At 72.1% G+C, this 15,427-nt stretch carries 17 protein-coding genes; 9 read left to right on the forward strand and 8 right to left on the reverse strand.

Annotated features, from left to right (window positions below; all coding sequences use genetic code 11):
• Complete coding sequence (locus OHA89_RS13420; RefSeq protein ID WP_266615032.1) at nt 1-942, reverse strand: DUF4097 family beta strand repeat-containing protein; 942 nt, start codon at nt 940-942, stop codon at nt 1-3.
• Between the two features lie 149 nt (nt 943-1,091).
• Here OHA89_RS13420 and OHA89_RS13425 point away from each other — a divergent pair, with 149 nt between their 5' ends.
• Complete coding sequence (locus OHA89_RS13425) at nt 1,092-1,331, forward strand: hypothetical protein (protein WP_406366252.1); 240 nt, start codon at nt 1,092-1,094, stop codon at nt 1,329-1,331.
• 327 nt (nt 1,332-1,658) lie between these two features.
• Here the strand turns inward: OHA89_RS13425 and OHA89_RS13430 are convergent, their stop codons facing one another.
• On the reverse strand, nt 1,659-2,594 hold the full coding sequence (locus tag OHA89_RS13430; protein WP_215146804.1) for a LysR family transcriptional regulator: 936 nt from the start codon (nt 2,592-2,594) through the stop codon (nt 1,659-1,661).
• Between the two features lie 209 nt (nt 2,595-2,803).
• Here OHA89_RS13430 and snpA point away from each other — a divergent pair, with 209 nt between their 5' ends.
• The gene (snpA, locus tag OHA89_RS13435) at nt 2,804-3,460 is read left to right on the forward strand and encodes a snapalysin (RefSeq protein WP_266615035.1); all 657 of its coding nucleotides are present in this window, start codon (nt 2,804-2,806) and stop codon (nt 3,458-3,460) included.
• Nucleotides 3,461-3,745: 285 nt separating this feature from the next.
• On the opposite strand, the gene OHA89_RS13440 is transcribed toward snpA, so the two are convergent.
• From OHA89_RS13440 to OHA89_RS13455, 4 genes are all read right to left on the reverse strand, one after another.
• Nucleotides 3,746-4,216: a dihydrofolate reductase family protein gene (locus OHA89_RS13440; RefSeq protein ID WP_406366255.1), complete on the reverse strand. Its 471-nt coding sequence runs from the start codon at nt 4,214-4,216 to the stop codon at nt 3,746-3,748.
• Between the two features lie 191 nt (nt 4,217-4,407).
• On the reverse strand, nt 4,408-5,010 hold the full coding sequence (locus tag OHA89_RS13445; RefSeq protein WP_257554242.1) for a GNAT family N-acetyltransferase: 603 nt from the start codon (nt 5,008-5,010) through the stop codon (nt 4,408-4,410).
• A gap of 108 nt (nt 5,011-5,118) precedes the next feature.
• A complete protein-coding gene (locus OHA89_RS13450) occupies nt 5,119-6,192 on the reverse strand; it encodes a family 2 encapsulin nanocompartment cargo protein polyprenyl transferase (RefSeq protein ID WP_266615040.1) in 1,074 nt (357 codons plus the stop codon).
• Between the two features lie 38 nt (nt 6,193-6,230).
• Nucleotides 6,231-7,631, reverse strand: a complete 1,401-nt coding sequence (locus tag OHA89_RS13455; RefSeq protein WP_215146799.1) for a family 2B encapsulin nanocompartment shell protein — start codon at nt 7,629-7,631, stop codon at nt 6,231-6,233.
• A 227-nt stretch (nt 7,632-7,858) separates the two neighbouring features.
• Between OHA89_RS13455 and OHA89_RS13460 the strand changes: the two genes are divergently transcribed.
• The 4 genes from OHA89_RS13460 to OHA89_RS13475 all read left to right on the forward strand — a co-directional run bounded on the left by OHA89_RS13460 (nt 7,859) and on the right by OHA89_RS13475 (nt 11,291).
• On the forward strand, nt 7,859-8,323 hold the full coding sequence (locus tag OHA89_RS13460) for an Rrf2 family transcriptional regulator (protein ID WP_257554244.1): 465 nt from the start codon (nt 7,859-7,861) through the stop codon (nt 8,321-8,323).
• 147 nt (nt 8,324-8,470) lie between these two features.
• Entirely contained in the window at nt 8,471-9,667 is a 1,197-nt protein-coding gene (locus tag OHA89_RS13465; protein WP_266615044.1) for a globin domain-containing protein, read from the forward strand.
• A 114-nt stretch (nt 9,668-9,781) separates the two neighbouring features.
• On the forward strand, nt 9,782-10,372 hold the full coding sequence (locus OHA89_RS13470; protein WP_215146796.1) for an N-acetylmuramoyl-L-alanine amidase: 591 nt from the start codon (nt 9,782-9,784) through the stop codon (nt 10,370-10,372).
• A gap of 25 nt (nt 10,373-10,397) precedes the next feature.
• Nucleotides 10,398-11,291, forward strand: coding sequence for a 1-aminocyclopropane-1-carboxylate deaminase/D-cysteine desulfhydrase (locus OHA89_RS13475; protein WP_266615047.1), 894 nt, complete (start codon nt 10,398-10,400; stop codon nt 11,289-11,291).
• Between the two features lie 13 nt (nt 11,292-11,304).
• Here the strand turns inward: OHA89_RS13475 and OHA89_RS13480 are convergent, their stop codons facing one another.
• Nucleotides 11,305-12,885: a Na+/H+ antiporter gene (locus OHA89_RS13480; protein WP_215146794.1), complete on the reverse strand. Its 1,581-nt coding sequence runs from the start codon at nt 12,883-12,885 to the stop codon at nt 11,305-11,307.
• A 64-nt stretch (nt 12,886-12,949) separates the two neighbouring features.
• On the opposite strand from OHA89_RS13480, the gene OHA89_RS13485 reads away from it, so the two are divergent.
• The 3 genes from OHA89_RS13485 to OHA89_RS13495 all read left to right on the forward strand — a co-directional run bounded on the left by OHA89_RS13485 (nt 12,950) and on the right by OHA89_RS13495 (nt 14,877).
• Nucleotides 12,950-13,210, forward strand: coding sequence for a UBP-type zinc finger domain-containing protein (locus OHA89_RS13485; protein ID WP_215146793.1), 261 nt, complete (start codon nt 12,950-12,952; stop codon nt 13,208-13,210).
• A gap of 204 nt (nt 13,211-13,414) precedes the next feature.
• Complete coding sequence (locus OHA89_RS13490; RefSeq protein WP_030153599.1) at nt 13,415-13,828, forward strand: anti-sigma regulatory factor; 414 nt, start codon at nt 13,415-13,417, stop codon at nt 13,826-13,828.
• Entirely contained in the window at nt 13,825-14,877 is a 1,053-nt protein-coding gene (locus tag OHA89_RS13495; protein ID WP_266615053.1) for an RNA polymerase sigma factor SigF, read from the forward strand. Before OHA89_RS13490 ends, OHA89_RS13495 begins: the two co-directional genes overlap by 4 nt.
• A 30-nt stretch (nt 14,878-14,907) precedes the next feature.
• Here OHA89_RS13495 and OHA89_RS13500 read toward each other — a convergent pair whose 3' ends face one another.
• A complete protein-coding gene (locus OHA89_RS13500) occupies nt 14,908-15,363 on the reverse strand; it encodes a hypothetical protein (protein WP_266615055.1) in 456 nt (151 codons plus the stop codon).
• Nucleotides 15,364-15,427 lie beyond the last annotated feature (64 nt).

Here is a 15,427-nt window from a genome sequence, read left to right on the forward strand (position 1 = left end):
TCAGAGCACCTTCTTGTCGAGCGCGAGCGGGGTGGGGGCGGAGGCCGTGCCGTCGGTGTCGGCCGGGGGGCGGCGCAGCAGTGCGATCGCTCCCGAGACCGTGGTGGCGCGCAGGGTGCCGGTGCCCGAGCCGAGGGTTCCGGTGATCCGCTTGGAGCCCAGCTGGCCGGAGACCCGCAGGTCCTCGAAGGCGTTGGAGACGCCGCCGGTGGCGGTGTTGGCCTCCACGCGGGCGTCGGCGGGGTGCGGCAGGCGGATGGCGACCTGGCCGGACACGGAGTTCACCGCGATGTCCACCGGGCGCGGGGCGGACGGGTCGAGGTCCAGGTCGATGAGCATGTCGCCGCTGACCGAGTCGCCCCGTACGCTCACGCCCGCGCCGTCGACGACCGTCAGGTCGCCGGACACCGAGTGGAAGCCGAGGTCGCCGGTGACGGACTGGGCCTCGACGTTGCCGGAGACGGTGTGCGCCTTGACCTTGCCCGACAGCCCGGACAGCGTGGCGCCGCCGGAGACCGCGTTCACCTCGGTGCCGCCGGAGATTCCGGAGACGAAGGAGGTCGCGTCGACCACGGCCAGCTCCACGTGCGTGGTGGCGGGGACCGTGAGGGTGACGGCGGCGCTGCGCTCCCACGCCTTGCGGCCGGAGGCGGAACTCGACCAGGCCTTCCAGGGCTTGGCCTCCCACCACTTCTTGAAGCCCTGGGACCCGTTCCAGGGCAGGTCCTCGTAGGAGACGGTGAGGGTGCCGCCCTCCTGCACCACGTACAGGGGCGGTCCGTCGACCTCGGTCACCTCCAGGCGGGCGGGGCCCTCCTCGGCGGCGATCACGTTCACCGTGCCGCTCACGAGGCGGACGCGGAGCCTGGTCACGGGCTCCTCGAAGGTGAGCTTCTGCGCTTCGGCGATGTGCCACGTCGACTGCGACGCCTGCTCGGCCATGGGGCTGATCCTCCTCGTGCGTTCACGGACGGGACTCGACGCACGCAACATATCGCGTCTTCTGAGTAACACGATATATCGCGGTTGGGGGAAGTCAAGCATGCCGCCGAAATCCCCGCTCTGAGCCAATTGAGGCGGTTTGCCTTGGCGTGTGGGCATGCCGATCTCCGGCGAGCGGGTTCCGGTGCGCCGCCGCGTACGAGTGGGACGAGTGGGACGAGCGGGGCCGGCCGGACGGCGAGCCGGACGGGCTGACCCCGGGAGAGCCCGCCGACCGGCTGCGGGAGTCGGCCCGCCGGCGCAGCCCCGGCTGGGCGGCGGCCGGGGCCGTCCTGACGGCCCAGGGCGCCCTGTCCCTGGCGTACGACCACGCCCGCCGGTCCCGCTGACCAGGCCGGGGCCGCTGCGCGGGGCCTCCCCCACCCCGCCCCTTCTCCCCCAGCTACCGCTGGGAGGTGCCCCCAGAAACCGGGCTCCGCCCGGACCCTCCCCCAGACTCCGTCCGGGGGGACCCCCACTCAAACGCCGGCGAGGCTGGGTTGTGCCAGCCGGACGGCATCAGCCAAAATCCAGCCCCGCCTGGGGGCCCCTCCCAGCGGTAGCTGGGGGAGTTTGAGGCGCGGGGTCTGGGGCGGAGCCCCAGCAGCGGCGCCGCACCGGTCCGGCCTGCGTCCGGCGGAGCCCACCGGCGGAGCCCCAGCAGCGGTGCCGCAGGGCTACGCCGCCTCCAGGAGCGGGCTCGCGTGGTGGTGGAGCCATGCCCGGTACGGGGGCGTGCGCAGGGCCGCCTCGCGATAGGCGGCGCGGAGGTCCTCGTAGACCTCCGCATGGGCGCCGGGCCGGGTCGCCAGGAGCAGCCGCACGGCGAGGGGGTCGCCGGACAGCGGCCGGATCGCCATGTCCTCGCGCGGCCCGGAGGTCGGCTGGCAGGGAGCCACCGCCTCGCCGGAGACGATCAGCGAGCTCGCGGTGTGGTAGTCGGCGTGCAGCACCGGCGGGTCCAGCCCCGCACCGGCGAAGACCCTCCGCAGGCCGTCCCATTCGCCGTCGACCGACGGGTCCACCATCCAGCGGTCGTCGGCCAGGTCCCGTAAGGACACCACCGCCTGCCCGGCGGCCGGATGGTCCCGGGACATCGACACGAACTGCGGCTCGCGCTCCATCAGCACGTGCAGCTGCAGCCCGGCCGGCACCCGCAGCGGACTGCCCTCTACCTCGTGCACGAAGGCCACGTCCAGTTGCCCCGAAGCCACCATCCTCAGCAGCGCGTTGGCCGACACGTCCACCACCAGCGAGGTCTCGGTGTCCGGAAGCCGCCGGTGGATCCGCCGGAGCCAGCCCGGCAGCGCACGGCTGGCCGTGGAGCCGATCCGCAGCCGCGGCCCGTGCGCCAGCGCCCGGGCCTCCGCCACCAGCGCGGCCATCTCGGCGAGCAGCGGACGGGCCCGGCCCAGTACGGTGCGCCCGAAGGGGGTGGGCCGGCAGCCGGTCCGGTCGCGAAGGAACAGCTCTCCGTCCAGGGCCCGTTCGATACGGCGCAGCTGGGTCGTGAGGGAGGGCTGGCTCACGCCGAGGTGCCGGGCGGCCTTGTGCAGACTCCCGGCGTCGGCGATGGCGCACAGCGCGCGCAGGTGCCTGACCTCAAGCTCCATGCCCCGAGGGTAGGCCGCGGCCGGGGGACAACACCAGCCACCGATAGCCCCCCTAATCCCGCCATTCTCATACCAGTTGCCCTGTCGAAATCTCCCCGATAGGCCCGCGCTATCGGGGAGTGACATCATCCGCCGGGCACTTCCGCTCCCTCAGACTCCGGTTCGAACGACCACCCCCCACCGCACCGGACGAGTAGGAGCTCCCCCACATGCGCCACTCCCGTAAGGCCGTTCTGGCCACCACCATCGGCCTCGGCCTCGCCGCCGCCCTCGGCGTCGTCCCCACCGCCACCGCCGCCACCGCCCCCGCCGGCACGCCCGCGAGCTACGCGGCGTACGACAACTCGCAGGAGAACCAGGCCGCCAACAAGGCCTTCTTCGAAGCCGTTCAGCGCTCGGTCGCCGAGCAGCGCGCCGCGAACCCGGGCGTCCTGGCCGTGACCGTCACCTACAACACCCGCAACGCGCCGAGCTTCCGCACCCAGATAGCCCGCTCCACGCAGATCTGGAACAGCTCGGTGACCAACGTCAAACTGCAGGAGGTCTCCTCCGGCGGGAACTTCTCGTACCGCGAGGGCAACGACTCGCGCGGTTCGTACGCGAGCACGGACGGCCACGGCCGGGGCTACATCTTCCTCGACTACCGGCAGAACCAGCAGTACAACTCCACCCGGGTGACCTCACACGAGACCGGTCACGTGCTGGGTCTTCCCGACCACTACTCGGGTCCGTGCAGCGAGCTGATGTCGGGCGGCGGCCCGGGCACCTCGTGCCAGAACGCCACCCCGAACAGCACCGAGCGGGCGCGCGTCAACCAGCTGTGGGCCAACGGCCTCGTCGCCTCCGGCCTGGACACGAAGGGCTAGGAAGGACCGGACCGGGGCCGGGCCGGGCCAGAGCCGGGCTAGGGCCGGGCCCCCTCCGGAGCCACGTACCGCGGGCAGTCCGGGTTCCGGCAGGAACCCGCCACCCACTCCGGAATGAAGATCCCGAGGGACTTGCGCCTTCTGATCAGCGTATCGACGGGGCTCCCGCATGCCGGGCACATCTGCTGCTCGTGCCCGGCATGCGGGGCTACCGTCTCCTGCGCGTGCTGCTGCTCGTCACCGGCCATACCTCCACGGTAGGCCGGTTTCGCGCGTCCGGCGGAGTCAGCGCCTGCGCGCGTACGTGGTCACGACCTGGCCTCCGCCGAAGCGCTTGAGGTCGGTCAGCTCCAGCTCGCGGATCCCGAAGCCGGCGCGCGACATCGGGATGCCGGATCCGGCGAACACCGGGTACGTCTTGACCACGAACTCGTCGATCTCCTCGACCAGCTGTCCGGCCAGGTCCGCGCCGCCGGCGAGCCAGATCCCCAGACCCGGCTGCTCCTTCAGCTTCCGCACCCGATCCGGCACGTCGCCCGAGACGATCTCCACGGCCGGGTCGGGCGAGGTGCCGAGGGAGCGGGAGGCGACGTACTGGGCCAGATGGGAGTACGGGCTGGTGATCCCCAGCCTGAGCCCCGGGTCGTAGGTGCCGCGCCCCATCACGACCGCGTCGAAGTGCTTTCCTTCCACCCCCTCGACACCCAGGGACGCCCGGACGTGCGTGGGCACCGTCTCCGGGAACTCCCCGAACATGGCGCCGGAGTAGTCCGGCGGACGTGGCGACGAGGTACGTGAGCTTGCGCAAGCGGTTTCTCTTCCGTTCGACAGGGGGTACGTCCCAGCGGTAGCCGGGGGAGCCACCACACCGAGGCACGTCAAATAAAGTACTTCAGATGAAGTGGTTACGCAAACACCCCCGTCGCCGCGCCGCGGCGCCCCCGCGACTACCCGCGCGGTTTGCGCCACATCGGCCACATCAGCGGACCGTCCGGGAGCCTGACCGCCTCGCCCGTGAACTCCCAGCCGAGCCGCTCGTACAGCCCCTTGCTGCGCTCGCTGCTCGCCTCCAGGTACGCCGGCACGCCCTCCCGGTCGCAGCGCTCCAGCACGGGCCGCATCAGCTCGCTGCCCAGCCCCTCCCCCTGCCGGCCCGGGGCGACCGCGATCATCAGCAGGTACTCGTGCTCCTCCGCCGTCGGGTGCACCGCGCCCGTGAGCCGGCCGACCAGCTCGCACCGCTCGTTGTCGGGGTCGGCTTCGGCCCGCATCCTCGCCGGAACCTCATCCTCGACGGCCTCCCCCTCCTGATCGCCCGCCGGGATCCGCAGCCACAGCGCGGCCGCGGAACCGTCCACCGCGTAGTCGATCCGGCCCTCGGCCAGCGCCACGTCCACGAACACCCCGAGGAACTTGCCGTGCACCGCGGCCCGGTGCTCGGGGTCCGGGAAGACCCAGCTGCTCACCGGGTCGGTCCGGAAGGCCTCGTCGAGCAGCCGCGCCACCGCGTCCCGGTCCGACTGATCCGCCTGACGTATGTCCAGCCCCATGGGCCTCACCCTTCGCTCAATCATCAACAACCTTGAGCGATCCTAGAGTTGGGCCCGATGCGCGGACAGCCCGGTTCCGGCACCCGTCGGCGCCGGAACCGAACCACCTCACCGTGTCCGGCGCGTCACGAACTCCGCGAGAGCCAGCAGCCCGCCCGCCGCCCCGAGGTCCGGTACGGCCCGGGACAGCTGCTGCACGGCCCGGCCCATCCGGTCGGCGGCGTGGGCCTGCGCCCAGTCCCGACCGCCGGCCCGGTCCACCGCGTCGGCGGCCTTGCGCACGTCGTCCCCGCTCATGGGGCCCGCGTACAGGGCGGCCAGTTCCTCCCCCGCCTCGGTGCCCGAGGTGAGGGCGGCCACCACCGGCAGGGACTTCTTGCGGGCGAGCAGATCGGCCCCGGCGGGCTTGCCGGTGTGCCCCGGATCCCCCCAGATGCCGATCAGGTCGTCGATCAGCTGGAAGGCCAGTCCCGCCTCCCGCCCGAAGGCGTCCATCGCGTCGGCCTCGTCCGGCCCGGCGCCCGCGTACAGCGCGCCCAGTGCGCAGGCGCAGCCCAGCAGGGCCCCGGTCTTGGCCGTCGCCATGGTCAGGCACTCGTCGAGCGAGACGTACGCGCGCTGCTCGAAGGCACAGTCCGCCTGCTGGCCCGCGCACAGCTCGATGACACAGGCCGCGAGCCGCGCCGAGGCCTCCGCCGACGCCGGATGCGGATCCTCCGCGAGCAGGCGCAGCGCCAGCGCCATCATCGCGTCGCCCGTGATGATCGCGTCCGGTATCCCGAAGACGGTCCAGGCCGTGGCCCGGCCGCGCCGCCGGGTGTCCTTGTCGATGACGTCGTCGTGCAGCAGCGTGAAGTTGTGCGCCAGCTCCACGGCCGCCGCCGCCCGGACGGCGTCGCCCACCTGCCCGCCCGACGCTTGCCCGTGCCCGTGCCCGTGGCCTTGCAGGGCCTGGGCCGCGGCCAGCACCAGGGCCGGCCGGATGGCCTTTCCGGCGTTGCCCGCGGCCGGTGTGCCGTCCGCGTGCTCCCAGCCGAAGTGGTACATCGCGACGCGCCGCATGGAACCGGGCAGGCTCTCGACCGTCCGGCGCAGTTCCGGGTTAACCGTTTCTCTTGTCCGTTCCAGCAGGGCCGCGGCCTCCTGACCCTCACCGGTCGCGATCGCCTCGGTGGTCGCCATGGCGTGTCCGTCCCCCCGACGCTCTTCGGCCGGCCGCCTCAGCGCCAGCGGCCGATCTCGACGTTCTCCAGTACGCCGAGCGCGTCCGGCACCAGCACCGCGGCGGAGAAGTAGGCGGTGACCAGGTACGAGATGATCGCCTGCTCGCTGATCCCCATGAAGCGGACCGACAGGCTCGGCTCGATCTCGTCCGGGATGCCCGGCTGGTGCAGGCCGATCACGCCCTGCTCCTCCTCGCCGGTACGCATGCACAGGATGGACGTGGTGCGGGCGTCGCTGATCGGGATCTTGTTGCTCGGGAAGATCGGCACCCCGCGCCAGGCCGGCACGTGATGGCCGCCGATGTCGACCGGCTCCGGGTACAGCCCGCGCTTGTTGCACTCGCGGCCGAAGGCGGCGATGGCCTTGGGGTGCGCGAGGAAGAACTTGGAGCCGCGCCGCATGCTGAGCAGCTGGTCCATGTCGTCGGGGCTGGGCGCGCCGTCGTGCGGCTGGATGCGCTGGTCGTAGTCGGTGTTGTGGAGCAGGCCGAAGTCGCGGTTGTTGAGCATCTCGTGCTCCTGGCGCTCGCGCAGCGCCTCGACCGTGAGCCGCAACTGCTGCTCGGTCTGGTTCATCGGCTGGTTGTACAGGTCGGCGACGCGGGTGTGCACCCGCAGGACCGTTTGTGCAATGGAGAGTTCGTACTCGCGCGGGTGGGCGTCGTAGTCCACGAAGGTGCCGGGGAGCACGGCCTCGCCCTGGTGGCCGGCGGAGAGGTCGATGGCCGCCTCGCCGTACTTGTTGGTGCGCTGGGCGGGCAGCGTCCGTACGTGCTCCACGTGCTCGCGCAGCGAGTCCACGCGGTCGGCGAGCAGCTGGAAGTCCTGCCGGGACAGGACGAGCGCGGTTCCGGAGGTGGCGGCGCGGGCGGTGTACTCCCAGATCGCCTCTTCGTCGGCGAGGGAGTCCTCACCGAAGTACGCGCCGTCGGCGACGGTCTGGAGGACGGCGTCGTCCCCGTAGGGGCCCGGGCCGACCTGGTCGATGCGGCCGTGGGCGAGGAGGAAGACCTGGTCGGAGGGGCTGCCGAAGGAGGTGAGCTCCTGGCCGGCCTCGAAGTCGATCTGCCGGCACCGCTGGGCGAGTTCGCCGAGCACCTCGAGGTCCTCGTACTCCCGCAGCAGCGGGAGCTCGCCGAGCTCGGCCGGGATCACCTGGACCTGGGTCCCGGTCTTGATGAACTCCACGCGCCCGTCGCCGACCGAGTAGCTCAGCCGTCGGTTGACGCGGTACGTGCCGCCCTGCACGGAGACCCACGGGAGCGTCTTGAGCAGCCACCGGGAGGTGATCTCCTGCATCTGCGGCGCGGACTTGGTCGTGGTCGCCAAGTTCCGCGCGGCCGATGTCCCCAGACTGCGCTGCGGCGTCTGGGTCTCGGAACCTGCCTGGACCGACATGTGTATCCCTTTCGATCACTCCATGACTCTGCGGGATGCAGCCTTCCAGTGCGGAACGTGATGGGACCATTACACAAAAGGGTGGGACTACTCCGTCTGGGCGTGGGGCACTCTTCTGGGTCCACCTCCTTCCCACGCGCCCCTCTGGACCCACCGGTTTCAGCCACCGCACCCCACCACGGGCGTCATATTTTGCATTGTGGATGCAAATTTTCTATGGTGGACGCATGCGGCTGACCCGATTCACCGACCTCGCCCTGCGCGTCCTGATGCGCCTGGCCGTCACGGACGCCGACGCGGCAGCCCTCCCCACGACGCGCGAGGTCGCGGCGACCATGGAGGTCCCGTACACCCACACGGCGAAAGTGGTCGCCAGGCTGCAGCACCTCGGCCTGGTCGAGGCGCGGCGCGGCCGCGGCGGCGGGCTCACCCTGACCCCTGCCGGGCGCGACGCCTCGGTGGGCGGGGTGGTGCGCGAACTGGAGGGCGCGGGCGACGTCGTGGACTGCGACGGCGCCACCCCCTGCCCGCTGCGCGGCGGTTGCGTGCTGCGCGGCGCACTGCGCCGGGCCCAGGAGGCCTTCTTCGCCGCACTGGACCCGCTGACGGTGAACGACCTGGTGGCGGCCCCGACCGGACCGCTCCTGCTGGGCATCTCGGGCAGTTCGCCGGCGGGGGCCGAAAGACCCTGACACCCCGGGCCGAATGGCCGATTCGCAGCGGCGTCCGACCTGTCTAGGCTGCCCCCGACGGCAGTTCGAACGGAAGTCCGCATCATGGCGGACCCGCGTTCAAAAACATGCATCTCATATGCCAATTCCATTTCGCGAGGAGTCCCGATGCTTTCCGAGAAGTCGACCGCGACCGTACGAGCCACCCTGCCCGCCGTGGGCGCGGCGATCGGCGAGATCACGGAGCTCTTCTACACGAAGCTGTTCGCGGCCCACCCGGAACTCCTGCGCGACCTCTTCAACCGGGGCAACCAGAACGCCGGCCTCCAGAAGCAGGCCCTGGCCGGCTCCATCGCCGCCTTCGCGACCCACCTCGTCGCGCACCCGGACACCCGCCCCGACGTGATGCTGGGCCGCATCGCCCACAAGCACGCCTCCCTGGGCGTCACCCGCGAGCAGTACCCGGTCGTCCACCGGCACCTCTTCGAGGCGATCGCCGAGATCCTGGGCGAGGCGGTCACCCCCGAGGTCGCCGAGGCCTGGGACGAGGTCTACTGGCTGATGGCCAACGCCCTCATCGCCATCGAGGAGCGCCTCTACGCCGAGCAGCGGATCGTCGCCGGGGACGTGTGGCGCGAGTGGACCGTCACCGGCCGGGTCGAGGAGACCGCGGACTGCACCACGTTCCGGATGACCCCCGCCGACGGGGCTCCGGCGCCCGCCTTCAAGCCCGGCCAGTACGTCTCGGTGCAGGTCGAACTCCCCGACGGCGCCCGCCAGATACGCCAGTACAGCCTCTCCACCGCGCCCGGCTCCCCGGTCCGCGCGATCACCGTCAAGCGGGTCCACGGTCCGGCCGCGGCGGGCCCGGACGGCGAGGTCTCGAACCACCTCCACGCCCGGGTCCGGGCTGGCGACACCCTGCGGGTCTCGGCCCCGTACGGCGACCTGGTCCTCCGTGACTCCACCGCCCCGATCCTGCTCGCCTCGGCCGGCATCGGCTGCACCCCGATGCTGTCGATGCTGGAACACCTCGCCGAGACCGGGCACAGCGCCCCGGTGACCGTCCTGCACGCCGACCGGTCCCCGGCCGACCACCCGCTCCGCGGCGACCACCGGGCGCTCACGCACAAGCTGGCCGACGCGTCGGCCCGGTTCTGGTACGAGGAGTCGGCCGAGCCGGGCGACGGCACGGGACGCCTCGACCTGACCGCCGTACCGGTCCCGCCCGGCACCCGGGCCTACCTCTGCGGACCGCTGCCCTTCATGCGGTCCGTGCGCGAGCAGCTGCTGGCCAAGGGCGTGCCGGCCGCCGACATCCACTACGAGGTGTTCGGCCCGGACCTGTGGCTCGCCCCGGCCTGACCGCTGTCCGGATCCGCTCGCTCGCCGTACGAATCCACTGGCGCGGAAGAACCCCCTCCACTACACCGGAGAGTAGCGACGTGGGCACACAGGGTGTCCACGGAAGGAGGGGTCATGGCCGCACCCATGTCCGCGGGCCGGTTCCTCGACGCACTGCGCGCCGAGGGTCTGACCGTCGTCGAAGTGGGCGCCTGGCGCACCCACAACCGCAACCACAAGGGCCCCTGGGGGCCGGTGCACGGGGTGATGATCCACCACACCGTCTCCAACGGCACGGCGAACACGGTGTCCTTCTGCCGCCAGGGCGACTCCGACCTCCCGGGCCCGCTCTGCCACGGCGTGATCACCAAGGACGGCCGGGTCCACCTGGTCGGCTACGGCCGCGCCAACCACGCGGGCGCCGGGGACTCCGACGTTCTCGCGGCGGTGATCGCCGAGAAGCGGCTGCCGCCGGACCACCACGCCAACACCGACGGCAACCGCCACTTCTACGGCTTCGAGTGCGAGAACCTCGGCAACGGCAAGGACCCCTGGCCGGCGGTCCAGCTCGACGCGATCACCCGCGCCTCGGCGGCCCTGTGCCGCGTCCACGCCTGGACGGCCCGCTCCGTGATCGGCCACCTGGAATGGCAACCGGGCAAGATCGACCCCAAGGGCTTCACGATGGAGTCCCTCCGCAACCGCATCGCCGAGCGCCTCAAGTAGGGCGCCGACCAGGGACAATGGCCGGGTGACCCACCCCGAACTGCGCCCGCGTCCGCCGTCCCCGCTCGTCGAGGCGGCGGACGAGCGGTTCGGCGCGTACGGCGTCCGGCTGCTGCTGAAGCGGGACGATCTCGTGCATCCCGAGCTGCCGGGGAACAAGTGGCGCAAGCTCGCGCCCAATCTGCGGGCCGCCGTGGAGGGGGGACACCGGACGGTGGCCACCTTCGGCGGGGCCTACTCGAACCACCTGCGCGCCACCGCGGCCGCCGGGCGGCTGCTCGGGATGGAGACCGTCGGCATCGTGCGCGGCGACGAGCTGGCCGGGCGGCCGCTCAACGGCTCCCTCGCACGGTGCGCGGCCGACGGGATGCGGCTGCGCTTCGTGTCCCGGTCGGAGTACCGCCGCAAGGCCGAGCCCGAGGTGCTCGCCCGGCTGCTGGACGGGGCGGGCGCGAGCGGGGCGTACGTGGTCCCCGAGGGCGGCAGCAACGCCCCCGCGCTGACCGGCTGCGCGGAGCTCGGCCGGGAACTGCGCGGCGCGGCCGATGTGGTGGCCGTGGCCTGCGGGACCGGCGGGACCCTGGCCGGCCTGGCCGCCGGACTCGCCCCCGGGCAGCGGGCGCTGGGCGTACCGGTCCTGGCGGGCGGCTTCCTGGCAGCGGAGATACGTTCCCTCCAGCGGCAGGCCTTCGGCGGTCCGGCCGGCGACTGGACCCTGGCCGAGGAGTTCCACCACGGCGGCTACGCCCGCGTGCCGGCCGCGCTGGACGCCTTCGCCGCCGACTTCGAGTCCCGGCACGGCCTCCCGGTCGAGCGGATCTACGTCGCGAAACTGCTGTGGGCCCTGACCGAACTCACCAGGTCCGGCGCCTTCCCCCGCGGCACCACCCTGGCCGCCGTGATCACGGGCCGACCCTGACCCGCGGAGGGGATCACGCCGTCTCCTCGCGGTACGCCGCCGCTTCCTCCAGGTCCAGCCGGCGCAGCAGCCCGCGCAGCATCTCGTCGTCGATCCGGCGGCGGTCCCGCAGCGTCACGAAGACCTCCCGCTCCGCCTCGATCATCTCCCGCGCGAGGCGCCGGTAGACCTCGTCCGCCGACTCCCCCGTCACCGGGTTGACCTCGCCCAGCCGCTCCCACACCGCGTTCCGCCGCCGCTCCAGTACCGTCCGCAGCCGGTCCGCCAGCGGCGGCGGCAGCTGGTTGGCGGGCGCCTCCAGCAGCTCCGTCAGCCGCTCGTCCGCCGCCGTCGAGGCCTCGCTCTGCGCCTGCGCCTCCATCAGCGTCTCTGCCTGGAGGTCCCGCGGCGGCAGCCGCAACATCCTGATCAGCGGCGGAAGGGTGAGTCCCTGGATGACGAGCGTGCCGATGACCGTCGTGAACGTGAGGAACAGGATCAGGTTCCGGTGCGGCACCGTCATGGGCACGGAGAAGGCGATCGCGAGCGAGACCACTCCCCGCATCCCGGCCCACCCCACGACCACCGGCGCCTTCCAGTCGGTGTCCGGCTCCCGCGTCCGGATCCGCGCCGACATCCAGCGCGGCATGAAGGTCGCCGGGAAGACCCACAGGAAGCGGGCCACCACCACCGCGAGGAACACCGCGACCGCGTACCAGGCCGCGGCCGCCCCCTCGTACTCCCCCAGCCCCTTCAGCACCACCGGCAGCTGGAGTCCGATCAGCGCGAAGACCACCGATTCCAGTACGAAGGAGATCACCTTCCACACCGCCTCCTCCTGGAGCCGGGTCGCGAAGTCGACCTGCCAGTTGCGGTGCCCCAGGTACAGCGCCACCACGACCACGGCGAGCACCCCCGAGGCGTGCACCCGCTCGGCCGCCGCGTACGCCACGAAGGGGATCAGCAGCGAGAGGGTGTTCTGGAGCAGCGGCTCCTTCAGCCGCTTGCGCAGCTGGTGGATCGGCACCATCAGCAGCAGGCCCACGCCGACCCCGCCCACCGAGGCCAGCAGGAACTCCGCGATCCCGCCCGCCCAGCCGGCGCTGACCCCGACCGCGGCCGCCAGGGCCACCTTGTAGGCGGTGATGGCCGTGGCGTCGTTCACCAGGGACTCGCCCTGCAGGATCGTCGTGATCCGGTTCGGCAGCCGGAGCTTGCGGGCGATCGCGGTGGCGGCGACGGCGTCCGGCGGCGCGACCACCGCGCCCAGCACCAGCGCGACCGGCAGCGACAGCCCCGGCACCACCAGGTAGGCCGCGTACCCGACGGCGATCGTCGCGAACAGCACGTAGCCCACCGACAGCATCGCGATGGGCCGGATGTTCGCCCGCAGGTCCAGGTACGAGCTGTCCACCGCGGCCGTGTGCAGCAGCGGCGGGAGCAGCAGGGGCAGCACGATGTGCGGGTCGAGGGTGTACTCGGGCACCCCCGGCACGTACGCGGCGAACAGCCCGGCGGCGACCAGCAGCAGCGGCGCCGGAACCGGCGTCCGGCGGGCCACGCCGGCGACCACCGCACTGCCTGCAACCAGCGCCACCAGCTGCAAGACCTCCATCGAAGATCCCATCCGTGTTCGTCGGAGCCGTGCGCACCCGCACCCTGGCCGTACGCTGGCCATCATGAGCGAGTGCACCCACGTTGCCGAACTGCCGCGCCCCGAGCCCATCCCCTCTGCCCAGACCTGCACCGAATGTCTGGCGCTCGGCAGCCACCCCGTGCAGCTGCGGATGTGTCTGGGATGCGGGTACGTGGCCTGCTGCGACTCCTCCCCGTACCGGCACGCGACGGCGCACCACAAGGACACGGGCCATCCGGTGATGCGGAGCTTCGAGCCGGGCGAGATCTGGCGCTGGTGTTTTGTCGACGGTTCGATCGTCTGAGGAGGGGTAGGTCAACCCTCCGCCGGTTCCCCCGATTTCGACCCGCAGACCCCTAGCCACTGTGCGTACCCATGGGCTTACCATCAGTCACTGGCCGTGGGAAGGGGTGCCCCCAGCGGGCGCCACGAGGGGTGCCGCGACACGATCGCCCGGATCGCGATAGCGTCACCGGCGAACACAGCTCGTACCACCTTGGAGGTGAGGGTGTCCCAGATCGCAGGCGAGCCCGGGACCCAGGACTTCGTGGAAGTCCGGCTGCCCGCTGCGGGTGCCTACCTGTCGGTGCTGCGGACGGCCACGGCCGGCCTCGCAGCACGTTTGGACTTCACCCTCGACGAGATCGAGGACCTCCGCATCGCGGTGGACGAGGCCTGCGCGATCCTGCTCCAGCAGGCCGTGCCCGGCTCCGTCCTCAGCTGCGTCTTCCGGCTGGTGGACGATTCGCTGGAGGTGACCGTCTCGGCGCCGACCACGGACGGCCGTGCGCCGGAGCGCGACACGTTCGCCTGGACCGTACTGTCGGCGCTGGCCGGCAAGGTCGAGTCGACGGTCGAGGAGGACCGGACGGTGAGCATCAGTCTCTACAAACAGCGCGGCGCGGGACCAGGCCCGGCGTGAGCGGCGGGGAGATCCCGGTGCGGGGCGGGGATCGGCCCCGGGTACGGCACGAGGTCGACGGCGGCATCCCGGAGCAGCAGCACGCCCGGCCGCACCCGGCTGACACGGATGCGGAAGACGGCTTTTTGGACTCGGCGGAGCGACGGGCGGGCCCTATGAGCGACAACCAGCACGAAGAACCACAGCCGGCGCAGCCACCGGCGGCCGCCACGGCCCCGGAAGTGCCGGTGCCTCCGGAGGTGCCGGTACTCCCGGAGGTGCCCGCGTTCCAGCCGACCGCGCCACTGCCGGATCCGCGCGACCGCAGTGGGGCGCGCGCCCTGTTCATCGAGCTGCGGGCGCTGCCCGACGGCTCGGTGGAGAAGGCCGAGCTGCGCAACCGGCTCGTACGGATGCACCTGCCGCTGGTCGAGCACCTGGCACGGCGGTTCCGCAACCGCGGCGAGCCGCTCGACGACCTGACGCAGGTCGCGACCATCGGCCTGATCAAGTCGGTGGACCGGTTCGACCCGGACCGCGGGGTCGAGTTCTCCACGTACGCCACGCCCACGGTGGTCGGCGAGATCAAGCGCCACTTCCGTGACAAGGGCTGGGCGGTACGGGTGCCCCGGCGTCTGCAGGAGCTGCGGCTCTCGCTGACGACGGCCACCGCGGAACTGTCCCAGCAGCACGGCCGCTCCCCCACGGTGCACGAACTGGCCGAACGGCTGGGGATCTCCGAGGAGGAGGTGCTGGAGGGGCTGGAATCGGCCAATGCCTACAGCACGCTGTCGCTGGACGTCCCGGACACCGACGACGAGTCACCGGCGGTCGCGGACACCCTGGGCGCGGAGGACGAGGCCCTGGAGGGCGTCGAGTACCGCGAGTCCCTCAAGCCGCTGCTGGAGGGCCTGCCGCCGCGGGAGAAGCGGATCCTGCTGCTTCGGTTCTTCGGGAACATGACCCAGTCGCAGATCGCCCAGGAGGTCGGCATCTCCCAGATGCACGTCTCCCGTCTGCTGGCCCGCACCCTGGCCCAGCTGCGCGAGAAGCTCCTCGTCGAGGAGTAGCCGGTCGAGGAGCAACCAGGAGCCGCCGGACTATCGGGCCTGTTCGCCGGGCCCGATACCCAGGGCCTCGGTCGCCGTCGGATTGACCAGCAGGGCCGCGACCGCCACCGCGGCCACGCCCAGGGCCACCGCGGCGGCGATCATCGCACCGCCGGTGCTGTACAGAGTCCAGGCCACCGGCAGCGCCATCAGCTGGGTGATCAGCGCCGGGCCGCGGCTCCAGCGGCGGCCCAGGCGCAGACCGCGGGCCGCGATCAGCGGCAGCGCGGCGAGCGCGAGCAGGGTGATGCCGCCCGTCTCCGCCTGCTGCGGGGAGTCGGGATCGCCGGCGATGCCCACGAACAGCATGTAGACACCGAGGCCGGCCAGCGCCAGGCCCTCCAGAGCGGTCAGCGCGGCGGCGGCGGTCAGCCGGCCCGGCAGCGCGGCGGGGGCGGCGGGAGTGGTGGCGGGGGCGGCGGCATTCGCGGGCTGCTTCTTACTCACTCCAGCAGGGTAGCCGCGTGCCCCGGAGGCCGGAGGGGACAGGGCAGCAGGGTCGCCATTCGAA

The organism is Streptomyces sp. NBC_01546, assembly GCF_045208355.1.
Taxonomy (GTDB): domain Bacteria; phylum Actinomycetota; class Actinomycetes; order Streptomycetales; family Streptomycetaceae; genus Streptomyces.

What these genes read in the sequence shown, in the direction of transcription:
- OHA89_RS13420 (WP_266615032.1), bottom strand. Translation starts at nt 942, where the DNA reads ATGGCCGAGCAGGCGTCGCAGTCGACGTGGCACATCGCCGAAGCGCAG.
- OHA89_RS13430 (WP_215146804.1), bottom strand. Translation starts at nt 2,594, where the DNA reads ATGGAGCTTGAGGTCAGGCACCTGCGCGCGCTGTGCGCCATCGCCGAC.
- snpA (WP_266615035.1), top strand. Translation starts at nt 2,804, where the DNA reads ATGCGCCACTCCCGTAAGGCCGTTCTGGCCACCACCATCGGCCTCGGC.
- OHA89_RS13440 (WP_406366255.1), bottom strand. Translation starts at nt 4,216, where the DNA reads ATGTTCGGGGAGTTCCCGGAGACGGTGCCCACGCACGTCCGGGCGTCC.
- OHA89_RS13445 (WP_257554242.1), bottom strand. Translation starts at nt 5,010, where the DNA reads ATGGGGCTGGACATACGTCAGGCGGATCAGTCGGACCGGGACGCGGTG.
- OHA89_RS13450 (WP_266615040.1), bottom strand. Translation starts at nt 6,192, where the DNA reads ATGGCGACCACCGAGGCGATCGCGACCGGTGAGGGTCAGGAGGCCGCG.
- OHA89_RS13455 (WP_215146799.1), bottom strand. Translation starts at nt 7,631, where the DNA reads ATGTCGGTCCAGGCAGGTTCCGAGACCCAGACGCCGCAGCGCAGTCTG.
- OHA89_RS13460 (WP_257554244.1), top strand. Translation starts at nt 7,859, where the DNA reads ATGCGGCTGACCCGATTCACCGACCTCGCCCTGCGCGTCCTGATGCGC.
- OHA89_RS13465 (WP_266615044.1), top strand. Translation starts at nt 8,471, where the DNA reads ATGCTTTCCGAGAAGTCGACCGCGACCGTACGAGCCACCCTGCCCGCC.
- OHA89_RS13470 (WP_215146796.1), top strand. Translation starts at nt 9,782, where the DNA reads ATGGCCGCACCCATGTCCGCGGGCCGGTTCCTCGACGCACTGCGCGCC.
- OHA89_RS13480 (WP_215146794.1), bottom strand. Translation starts at nt 12,885, where the DNA reads ATGGAGGTCTTGCAGCTGGTGGCGCTGGTTGCAGGCAGTGCGGTGGTC.
- OHA89_RS13485 (WP_215146793.1), top strand. Translation starts at nt 12,950, where the DNA reads ATGAGCGAGTGCACCCACGTTGCCGAACTGCCGCGCCCCGAGCCCATC.